Annotated in this window: 10 protein-coding genes; all 10 read left to right on the top strand. The window is 67.7% G+C overall.

The annotated features are described in order from the left end of the window. The first annotated feature begins 172 nt into the window (after nt 1-172). The 10 genes from JAO81_RS40835 to JAO81_RS40790 all read left to right on the top strand — a co-directional run bounded on the left by JAO81_RS40835 (nt 173) and on the right by JAO81_RS40790 (nt 10,078). Complete coding sequence (locus JAO81_RS40835) at nt 173-781, top strand: CDP-alcohol phosphatidyltransferase family protein (RefSeq protein ID WP_199553077.1); 609 nt, start codon at nt 173-175, stop codon at nt 779-781. 75 nt (nt 782-856) lie between these two features. Further along, nucleotides 857-3,352, top strand: a complete 2,496-nt coding sequence (locus tag JAO81_RS40830; RefSeq protein ID WP_199553076.1) for a mannose-1-phosphate guanyltransferase — start codon at nt 857-859, stop codon at nt 3,350-3,352. 88 nt (nt 3,353-3,440) lie between these two features. Then, the gene (locus JAO81_RS40825; RefSeq protein ID WP_199553075.1) at nt 3,441-4,340 is read left to right on the top strand and encodes a DUF881 domain-containing protein; all 900 of its coding nucleotides are present in this window, start codon (nt 3,441-3,443) and stop codon (nt 4,338-4,340) included. Beyond that, nucleotides 4,337-4,669 carry a small basic family protein gene (locus JAO81_RS40820; RefSeq protein WP_008749169.1) on the top strand — a complete coding sequence of 111 codons (333 nt, stop codon included), beginning with the start codon at nt 4,337-4,339 and terminating at the stop codon, nt 4,667-4,669. The genes JAO81_RS40825 and JAO81_RS40820 overlap by 4 nt, the downstream gene beginning before the upstream one ends. A 5-nt stretch (nt 4,670-4,674) precedes the next feature. Further along, nucleotides 4,675-5,445, top strand: a complete 771-nt coding sequence (locus JAO81_RS40815; protein ID WP_199553078.1) for a DUF881 domain-containing protein — start codon at nt 4,675-4,677, stop codon at nt 5,443-5,445. Nucleotides 5,446-5,602: 157 nt separating this feature from the next. Then, complete coding sequence (locus tag JAO81_RS40810) at nt 5,603-6,484, top strand: FHA domain-containing protein (protein WP_233416625.1); 882 nt, start codon at nt 5,603-5,605, stop codon at nt 6,482-6,484. Nucleotides 6,485-6,500: 16 nt separating this feature from the next. Beyond that, the gene (locus JAO81_RS40805; RefSeq protein WP_199553073.1) at nt 6,501-7,253 is read left to right on the top strand and encodes a MerR family transcriptional regulator; all 753 of its coding nucleotides are present in this window, start codon (nt 6,501-6,503) and stop codon (nt 7,251-7,253) included. 53 nt (nt 7,254-7,306) lie between these two features. Beyond that, nucleotides 7,307-7,780 (top strand): bifunctional nuclease family protein, encoded by a 474-nt coding sequence (locus JAO81_RS40800; RefSeq protein WP_006123076.1) that lies wholly within the window; start codon nt 7,307-7,309, stop codon nt 7,778-7,780. 172 nt (nt 7,781-7,952) lie between these two features. After that, nucleotides 7,953-8,588: a MerR family transcriptional regulator gene (locus tag JAO81_RS40795; RefSeq protein ID WP_199553072.1), complete on the top strand. Its 636-nt coding sequence runs from the start codon at nt 7,953-7,955 to the stop codon at nt 8,586-8,588. 92 nt (nt 8,589-8,680) lie between these two features. Continuing rightward, entirely contained in the window at nt 8,681-10,078 is a 1,398-nt protein-coding gene (locus tag JAO81_RS40790) for a DNA polymerase IV (RefSeq protein ID WP_199553071.1), read from the top strand. The last annotated feature ends 109 nt before the right edge of the window (nt 10,079-10,187 follow it).

Below are 10,187 nucleotides of genomic sequence, written 5' to 3'. Positions count from 1 at the left end.
GGGAGGAAGGGAGGCCCCCCACGAAATTAATTGAAAAAACCCCCCCCACCGTTTGGGGCGCGGGGGTTTTCTGCGTTATGGGTGTTTCTGGCCCACCCCATGGCAGCCGGCCCTCGCCACGGAGGGTAAGGTCATGGGGCATCGTAGGAACGTTCCCACAGGAGGCCCCCGGGTGGAGGTCCAGGAAACCCGTGTGCAGACCGACCGGGTTCTCACCATCCCGAACATCCTCAGCATGGCGAGGCTGCTCGGCGTACCTCTCTTCCTGTGGTTGATCCTCAGGCCCGTGTTCGGCGGCCCCAACAGCGATGTGTGGGCGCTGATCGTGCTGATGCTCAGCGGGATCAGCGACTATCTGGACGGGAAGCTCGCGCGGCGCTGGAATCAGATCAGCAACCTGGGCCGGCTCCTCGACCCGGCTGCCGACCGGCTCTACATCCTGTCGACATTGGTCGGGCTCACTTGGCGCGAGATTCTGCCGCTGTGGCTGACTTTGGCGCTACTCGCGCGTGAAGCGGTCCTCCTGGTGATGGTGGGAATCCTCCGGCGGCACGGGTATCCGCCGCCGCAGGTGAACTTCCTGGGCAAGGCGGCCACCTTCAACCTGATGTACGCCTTCCCGTTGTTGCTGCTCAGCGATACAAGTGGCTGGCTCGGGACGCTCGCTGCTATTTTCGGATGGGCGTTCGCAGGATGGGGTACAACGCTGTATTGGTGGGCAGGGATCCTGTACGTGGTTCAGGTCCGCCGTCTCGTCAGACCGGACAACACGGCCGACTGAGCCTGCCGTAATCGGTGGCGTTTTGGGCGGGCTGAGTCGGCAAGACCGTCGTCTCTCAAGGAGGACGCTTCCGACATGAAGGCCGTCGTGATGGCCGGAGGCGAAGGCACACGCCTTCGCCCCATGACCTCGAGCATGCCCAAGCCGCTCCTGCCTGTGGCCAACCGGCCCATCATGGAGCATGTGCTACGGCTGCTCAAGCGGCATGGGCTAAACGAAACCGTCGTCACCGTTCAATTCCTCGCCTCATTGGTGCGGAACTATTTCGGGGACGGGGAAGAGCTCGGAATGGAGCTCACCTATGCCAATGAGGAGAAGCCACTCGGCACCGCCGGCAGCGTCAAGAACGCCGAAGACGCGCTCAAGGATGACGCATTTCTGGTCATCTCCGGTGACGCACTCACTGACTTCGACCTCACCGAGCTCATCAATTTCCACAAGGAAAAGGGTGCGCTTGTCACCGTATGTCTGACGCGGGTCCCGAATCCTCTGGAATTCGGGATCACGATTGTCGACGAGGAAGGAAAGGTCGAGCGGTTCCTGGAGAAGCCGACCTGGGGCCAGGTCTTCTCCGACACCGTCAACACGGGCATCTACGTGATGGAGCCCGAGGTGTTCGACTACGTGGAGCCGGATGTTCCGGTGGACTGGTCGGGCGATGTCTTCCCGCAGCTCATGAAGGAGGGCAAGCCCATCTACGGGTTTGTCGCGGAGGGGTACTGGGAGGACGTCGGCACGCACGAGAGCTATGTGAAGGCGCAAGCCGATGTGCTCGAGGGCAAGGTCGATGTGGAGATCGACGGCTTCGAGATCTCGCCGGGAGTCTGGGTCGCGGAAGGCGCGGAAGTGCATCCGGACGCCGTGCTCCGTGGGCCGCTGTTCATCGGTGACTACGCCAAGGTCGAAGCCGACGTCGAGATCCGTGAGCACACCGTCATCGGCTCCAACGTCGTCGTGAAGACCGGTGCCTTCCTGCATCGCGCTGTCGTGCACGACAACGTCTACATCGGTCCCCACAGCAATCTGCGCGGCTGTGTCGTCGGCAAGAACACCGACATCATGCGGGCCGCGAGGATCGAGGACGGCGCGGTCATCGGGGACGAGTGCCTCGTCGGTGAGGAATCGATTGTTCAGGGGAACGTACGCGTCTACCCCTTCAAGACGGTCGAGGCCGGTGCCTTCGTCAACACCTCGGTGATCTGGGAGTCCAGGGGCCAGGCGCATCTGTTCGGTGCCCGCGGGGTGTCCGGGATTCTCAACGTCGAGATCACACCCGAGCTCGCGGTACGCCTGGCAGGCGCGTATGCCACGACGCTGAAGAAGGGGTCCACGGTCACGACCGCGCGCGACCACTCGCGAGGTGCCCGGGCGCTGAAGCGAGCGGTCATCTCCGCGCTGCAAGCCAGCGCGATCGACGTGAGGGACCTGGAGAACGTGCCGCTGCCGGTGGCCCGGCAGCAGACCGCGCGGGGCAGCGCCGGCGGCATCATGATCCGGACGACGCCGGGGGTGCCCGACTCGGTCGACATCATGTTCTTCGACGGACGCGGAGCGGATCTTTCGCAGGGCGGACAGCGCAAGCTCGATCGTGTCTACGCACGTCAGGAGTACCGGCGTGCGTTTCCTGGTGAGATCGGCGACCTGCACTTCCCATCGAGCGTCTACGACTCGTACACGGGCTCGCTGCTGCGCAATGTGGATACGAGTGGGGTCGCGGAGTCCGAACTCAAGGTCGTGGTCGACGCCTCGAACGGGAGCGCCGGCCTGGTGCTGCCGAGCCTGCTCGGACGGCTGGGTGTGGATGCTCTGACCGTCAACCCGGGCCTCGACGAGTCGCGGCCCACCGAGACCGCGGACGAGCGCAGGTCGGGGCTTGTGCGGCTTGGCGAGATCGTGGCGTCCGCGCGGGCCGCGTTCGGTGTGCGGTTCGATCCCGTGGGCGAGCGGTTGTCGCTGGTGGACGAGAAGGGGCGGATCGTCGAGGACGACCGCGCACTGCTCGTGATGCTGGATCTCGTGGCGGCCGAGCGGCGGAGCGGACGTGTGGCGCTTCCGGTGACCACCACCCGTATCGCCGAACAAGTCGCCGCCTACCACGGCACCCAGGTGGACTGGACGACCACGTCGCCCGACGACCTGACCCGTGTCGGCAGGGACGAGGCGACGATCTTCGGTGGTGACGGCCGTGGTGGCTTCATCGTGCCGGAGTTCAGCAGCGTCTTCGACGGTACGGCCGCGTTCGTGCGGCTGATCGGGCTTGTGGCGCGGACGCAGCTCACGCTCAGCCAGATCGATGCCCGTATCCCGCGTGCCCATGTGCTCAAGCGGGATCTGGCGACCCCCTGGGCGGTGAAGGGGCTCGTCATGCGACGGGTGGTCGAGGAGGCCGGGGAGCGGTCCGTGGACACCACGGACGGGGTACGGGTCGTCGAGACCGACGGGCGCTGGGTGATGGTGCTGCCCGACCCCGCCGAGGCCGTCACACACCTGTGGGCGGAAGGGCCCGACGACGCCTCCGCGCAGGCCCTGCTCGACGAGTGGTCGGCGGTCGTGGACAGCGCCGGACGCTGATCTTCACCGTGCGCCGGGCCCCGGCAGTTCAGGCGGGGCCCGGCGCGCCGGTGGGGCCATTCGGAGGTACGGGGCGCGACGTGCGACGATGTGCGGCATGCCGCAGCAGCCCCCCGTTCGGAGCACCGATTCGCGCCCCCCGCGCCTGGACGCTTCGATGTCGCTGCTCACCAATGTCATGGACCACAGCCTCGACGACGGTTACGCGGAGGCGGCGGCTCGCAAACAGGCGCAGGGCGAGGGCGGATTGCCGCGTACTCTGCGCGCGAAGCTCGGTCTCGCGGCCGGGCTGGTGCTCGCCGCGCTCGTGGTGACGGTGGGCGCCGCCGAGGCGCGGATGGCGGCTCCGGTGCTCGCCAAGGAGCGCCAGGAGCTCATCGACCGCATCGAACGCGAATCGTCCGACGCCGACAAGCTCGAGGACGAGGTCGATGCGTTGCGGGACGACGTGGACCAGCGGCGCAGCCGCGCCCTCGACGAAGACGGCAGCGGCCAAGGCGAGTTGGTGGCGCTGCTCGCGGGGGACACCGAAGTCACCGGTCCCGGGATCAAGCTCGTGGTGGACGACGCCGGTGGCGACGGCGGGGGCGGCGACGGACCGCGAGGAGAGACGGGCTTCTCCGACAACGGGCGTGTACGCGACCGGGATATGCAGCAGGTCGTCAACGGTCTTTGGGCGTCCGGTGCCGAGGCCGTATCGATCAACGGGCAGCGGCTGACAGCCCTGTCCGCGATCAGGGCCGCGGGCGACGCGATACTGGTCGACAACAAGCCTCTGGCGCCCCCGTACACCGTGCTCGCCATCGGTGACGGAAAACAGTTGAGCACCAAGTTCCAGGACAGCGCGGATGGGCTCTATCTGCACGCGCTGAAGGAGAACTTCGGGATCAAGGCGGATATCTCCGTCGAGGACGAGCTGCGGTTGCCGGCTGCGCCGAGCCTGATCGTGCGCACCGCAGAGCCGAAAGCAGGGAAGGGCACATCGTGATCGCCGTACTGGGCCTCGTCGTGGGCGTCGTCGTCGGACTCTTCGTCCGGCCCGAGGTGCCCGCAGTGGTCGAGCCGTATCTTCCGATCGCGGTGGTCGCCGCGCTCGACGCGGTGTTCGGAGGGCTCCGCGCGATGCTCGACGGCATCTTCGACGACAAGGTCTTCGTCGTGTCGTTCCTGTCCAACGTCGTGGTCGCCGCGCTGATCGTGTTCCTCGGCGACAAGTTGGGCGTCGGTGCGCAGTTGTCGACCGGTGTGGTCGTCGTGCTCGGCATCCGGATCTTCTCCAACGCCGCGGCCATCCGCCGCCATGTCTTCCGGGCGTGAAGCCGATGAACAATCCTCAGGAAAACCCCGTGGCGGATGAACCGGCAGAGCCGGAAGTCACCGGCCGGCAGCGGCTGTTGCGGAGCCTGTGGCCGCCGAAGGTGTCGCGGGCGCAGCTGATCGTGGCGCTGCTGCTGTTCGTGCTGGGGCTCGGACTTGCCATTCAGGTGCGGTCGAACAGCGAGAGCAGTGCGCTGCGCGGAGCGCGTCAGGAAGATCTTGTCCGCATTCTCGATGAACTGGATGACCGCACCCAACGTCTAGAAGACGAGAAGCAGCGTCTCGACGATCAGCGGACCGAGTTGGAGAACAGCTCGGACCAGGCCGAAGAGGCGCGCAAGCAGACGGTGGAGAAGGAGCGGCAACTCGGGGTACTCGCAGGGACGGTGGCGGCCGAAGGGCCTGGTATCACCCTGACCGTCACCGACAGCAAGGGCGCGGTCGAGGCGGACATGCTGCTCGACGCGATCCAGGAGCTGCGGGCCGCGGGCGCCGAGGCGATCCAGATCAACGATGTGCGGGTGGTGGCGAACACCTACCTCACGGACGGCTCCGACGGGGTCGAGGTCGACGGACGCCCGGTCTCCGCTCCGTACCGCTTCAAAGTGATCGGCAAGGCGCAGGACCTCGAACCGGCCCTGAACATCCCCGGAGGTGTCGTGCAGACGCTGGAGAAGGAGCAGGCCACGGTGGAAGTGACACGCGGCGAGAAGATCGTCGTGGATGCCTTGCGACGGGCGAATCGTCCTGACTACGCTCGGTCGTCCTCCCAGTGAGGCAGGGGCGTGTCACAGGCCGTGAGCGAGGGCATGAGGTTGCGGGGGGTCGGCGCACCGGAAGGGTGTCGCGTGGTGGAAACTGTCCGGAGGTTGCGGACGTTGAGAAAGTGTCTGCGTCGCCGATGTACGCCGGTGTGAGCAGTCAGGGTTCGTCCTGCCCCACGGGCGGGTCTGTTTCGGTCAAGGGGAATCGCCCGTGAAGTTGTTTCAGAAGTTGTTCGGCAAGAGCTCGCGCGAGGACGGCGGCGCCGCCAGGCACCGCGCTCCGCGGCATGGAGGAGAGCCCGAGGGCCAGGGTGGTGAACGCCCGCTGTTCCGCGATCAGGTGGGCGGCGCCGGCGGTGACATTTCGGGCGCTCCGGGCGCGTCTTCTGTTGACCCTGCTGTGTCCGGCGGCATAGGTTTCTCAGAACCATCAACCTCAAGTACGGGTGGAGAGTTCGGCGCCGGCCCGTATGCGTCCCACGCCCCCGCGGGGCAGCCGCGGCAGGAGGATCCGTCCATGTCGGCCCTGGTGTGTACGAGGTGCGGTAACCGGAACGCCGAGGCCAGCCGGTTCTGCTCCAACTGCGGTGCGCCCCTTCGGGCCCCGGGCGGTGAGCGGCCCTCCGAGACGACCTCGACCATCTCGATCTCGGGACTCGAGGCCTACGAGGCGGAGGTGACGGGTCAGACCCCGACGCCGGGACTCTCGCCGGAGGCTCAGGCCGCCGTCGACGCACTGCCGCTCGGTTCGGCGCTGCTCGTCGTGCGCCGCGGGCCGAACTCGGGCAGCCGCTTCCTGCTCGACGGTGAGCTGACCACCGCGGGACGTCATCCGCAGAGCGACATCTTCCTCGACGACGTGACCGTGTCCCGTCGTCATGTGGAGTTCCGTCGCGGTGCGGACGGGATCTTCACCGTCTCCGACGTGGGCAGCCTCAACGGCACCTATGTCAACCGTGAGCGCATCGACGCGGTGCAGCTCTCCAACGGTGACGAGGTGCAGATCGGCAAGTACCGCCTGGTCTTCTACGCGAGCCAGCGGGCCATCTGACCTGCAGGGAAGGCCCATGCTTCACACACCGAGGGGCGGTGCCGGAAACGGCACCGCCACCGCGGACGGCGAGCCCGTCAGCATCGGGCAGGTACTGAATCTGCTGCGCGAGGAGTTCCCCGAGGTCACCATCTCCAAGATTCGTTTCTTGGAGTCCGAGGGGCTCGTGGAACCGCAGCGCACCCCGTCCGGGTATCGGAAGTTCAGTTCCGTGGACGTCGAGCGCCTTGCTCAGGTGCTGCGGATGCAGCGTGACCACTACCTGCCGCTCAAGGTCATCAGAGAGCACCTGGACGCCCTGGAGCGCGGAGAGCAGGTGCCGGCGGCCCATATGGGCCAGCAGCGGACCTCGGACGAGGACCTTTCCGTCGGGCTCGCCCTGTCGGCCGACCAGCCCACCGCGGGCCGGATCAGCCGTGCCACGCTGCTCGCCGCGGCACAGGTCGACGCGGACGAGCTGGCCGAGTGGGAATCGTACGGGCTGATCACGCCGTCGGCCGAGGGTGACTACGAGGCCGACGCCGTGCAGATCGCGAAGCTTGTCGTCGAACTGGGAAGTTCAGGAATCGAGCCGAGGCATCTGCGGGCCATGAAGGCCTCCGCCGAGCGCGAGGCGGGCCTGGTCGACCAGGTGGTGGCTCCGCTGCGGCGGCACCGTAATCCGCAGACCAGGACCCATGCCGAAGCCCGTACGAAGGAGCTGGCGGCGCTCACGATCAAGCTGCACGCGGCGCTCGTCCAGTCGGCGCTCAGGGTACGCCTGCACTGACTGGGAGGGTGCCCGACTACCCAAACCGGTCGGGCAGGTCCTAGGGTTGCTGTGTGAATGAGCTCGACGTTGTCGGTGTCCGGGTCGAAATGCCCTCCAACCAACCGATCGTGCTCCTGCGTGAAGTGGGCGGCGACCGCTACCTCCCCATCTGGATCGGACCAGGGGAGGCGACGGCGATCGCCTTCGCTCAGCAGGGCATGGCCCCCGCACGGCCGCTGACGCACGACCTGTTCAAGGACGTGCTGGAAGCCGTGGGCCAGGAGCTCACAGAAGTGCGCATCACCGACCTTCGGGAAGGTGTCTTCTATGCGGAACTTGTCTTCGCGAGTGGTGTCGAGGTCAGCGCGCGACCCTCGGACGCCATAGCGCTCGCCCTGCGTACCGGAACGCCTATCTACGGCAGCGACGGCGTCCTCGACGACGCAGGAATCGCGATTCCGGACGAGCAGGAGGACGAGGTCGAGAAGTTCCGTGAGTTCCTGGACCAGATCTCGCCCGAGGACTTCGGGACGAACAGCCAGTGACGCCGCCCGTACCAGCGGGCCCGCGTGCGCATTCGGCTAGCCTTTCCACGCGGTGAGGCGGCTCAAACCACACTTCGGGTGATTATCACTCGGCGTGCCGAGTGTGGCGTTCGTTGACGTGCTCCTGGGTACTGCCTACCGTCGAGAAGGCAGGTCAAGGACGGAGGCCGACGTGAGAAGCAGCGGCGACGGTACGGCTGGGGGTGCCCCCGGACGAAGTCTGGGGGAAGGTCCGTATCCGCTTCACAGCGGCGCGACCGATCACTCTCCGCAGCGGCCGGCGACAGCCCGGGGGAACAGCGTGGAGCCGGCCGAGCAGGTCGGCTACCGCGGACCGACCGCCTGCGCGGCGGCCGGCATCACCTATCGGCAGTTGGACTACTGGGCCCGTACGGGGCTCGTGGAGCCCAGCGTGCGTCCCGCCTTCGGGTCGGGGACGCAGCGGCTCTACAGCTTCCGGGACGTCGTCGTCCTGAAGATCGTGAAGCGGTTCCTGGACACCGGGGTCTCGCTGCAGAACATCCGCGCCGCGGTGCAGCATCTGCGCGAGCGGGGATTCGCCGATCTGGACCGTATGACGCTGATGAGCGATGGCGCGACGGTCTACGAGTGCACCTCACCGGACGAGGTCGTCGAGCTGCTCCAGGGCGGTCAGGGGATCTTCGGGATCGCCGTGGGCGTCGTATGGCGGGATGTGGAGGCTGCGCTGGCGCAGCTGCACGGGGAGCGCGTCGACACCGGCGAGACGCTCATCGGGCACAACCCCGCGGATGAGCTGGCGCGGCGGCGGGGCAATCGCGCCGTCTGACAGCTTGCGGGCGATGGGGTGATCGCGCCCTCTGACGCGCGGCCCCGGCGTCTTCGGGGCCGTTGTCAGTGGCGTAGGGCAGCATCGGTGCTGTGAGAGCGGCGCCCACCATCCTGCACCTCGACATGGATGCCTTCTACGCCTCGGCGGAGCAGGCATCCAAGCCGAGCCTGCGCGGGAAGGCCGTGATCGTGGGCGGGCTCGGGCCGCGCGGTGTGGTGGCGACGGCTTCGTACGAGGCACGTCGCTTCGGGGTGCACTCGGCGATGCCGATGGGGCAGGCGCGCCGGCTGGCCCCGAATGCGGCCTACCTGGTGCCGCGATTCGGGCTGTACCGGGATATCAGCGAACAGGTCATGGCGCTGCTCAAGGAGCTGTCGCCGCTGGTCGAGCCGTTGAGCCTGGACGAGGCCTTCGTGGATCTGGAGGCGGGCGAGGTGGCCTGGGACACGGCTTCCGCGCTGGCGGTGGGGGAGAAGCTCAGGGCCGACATACGGGCGGTCACCGGGCTCACCGGGTCGGTGGGGCTCGCGGCCTCGAAGATGCTGGCGAAGATCGCGTCCGAGGAGGCCAAGCCGGACGGGCTGCGGCTGATCGTGCCGGGGACGGAGCGGGAGCTGCTCGCGGACAAGTCGGTGCGGATCCTGCCCGGGGTCGGCCCCGCGACCGGGGATCACCTCCGGAGGGCCGGGATCACGACGGTGGGGGAGATCGCCGAGGCCGGTGCGGACGAGCTCGTACGGCTGCTCGGGAAGGCGCATGGCGGGCATCTGTACACGATGGCGCTGGCCGTCGACGAGCGGCCGGTGGTGGCCGAGCGGGAGACCAAGTCGGTATCCGTGGAGGACACCTTCGATGTCGACATCCACGACCGGGTGCGGGTGCGGTCCGAGGTGGACCGGCTCGCGGAGCGATGTGTCGGCAGGCTGCGGGCCGGTGGGCATTCGGGGCGGACCGTGGTGCTCAAGGTGCGGCGCTATGACTTCTCGACGCTGACGCGGTCCGAGACGCTGCGGGGGCCGACGGACGATCCGGCGGTGGTACGGGAAGCGGCGGCGCGGCTGCTCGAGTCCGTGGACACGACGGGTGGGGTGCGGCTGCTCGGGGTCGGCGTGAGCGGTCTTGCCGACTACACGCAGGAGGACCTGTTCGCTCAGGCGCAGGCTGCTGAGGCGGAGCTTGCGGCTGCGGCTTCGGCTGCCGATTCGGGACCGGATTCCGGGGACGGAGGCGTGGAGGACGAGGGGGCCCTGGTGGCCGAGGTTGACGAAGTCGGTGAGGTGGCTCCTGTGGAGCGGCGCTGGTATGCGGGGCACGATGTGCGGCATGCCGAGTTCGGGCCAGGGTGGGTGCAGGGGAGTGGGGTCGGGAGGGTGACTGTGCGGTTCGAGACGCCGGGGTCGGGGCCTGGGCGTGTGCGGACGTTTCGGGTGGATGATCCGTTGCTGTCTCCGGGGGAGCCGTTGCCGCTGGTGGGGGCGGCGGAGTAGCTCCGGGGTGCGGTCTCGTTGCCGGGTGCGGGCCGGTTGCGCCTGCGGCGGGCTGATTTCCCCTACCCGCCCCTTCCCGAAACCGGGGCTTCGCCCCGGGCCCCTTCAT

The organism is Streptomyces sp. N35 (assembly GCF_016464295.1).
In the GTDB taxonomy this organism is placed as follows: Bacteria; Actinomycetota; Actinomycetes; order Streptomycetales; family Streptomycetaceae; genus Streptomyces.
Note: the sequence above shows the minus strand (reverse complement) of the source record. Positions and strands in the feature narration are given on the sequence as shown.

Excerpts from the sequence above, each read along its gene's own strand:
- JAO81_RS40825 (WP_199553075.1), top strand. The coding sequence starts at position 3,441 with ATGTGCGGCATGCCGCAGCAGCCCCCCGTTCGGAGCACCGATTCGCGC.
- JAO81_RS40830 (WP_199553076.1), top strand. The coding sequence starts at position 857 with ATGAAGGCCGTCGTGATGGCCGGAGGCGAAGGCACACGCCTTCGCCCC.
- JAO81_RS40815 (WP_199553078.1), top strand. The coding sequence starts at position 4,675 with ATGAACAATCCTCAGGAAAACCCCGTGGCGGATGAACCGGCAGAGCCG.
- JAO81_RS40805 (WP_199553073.1), top strand. The coding sequence starts at position 6,501 with ATGCTTCACACACCGAGGGGCGGTGCCGGAAACGGCACCGCCACCGCG.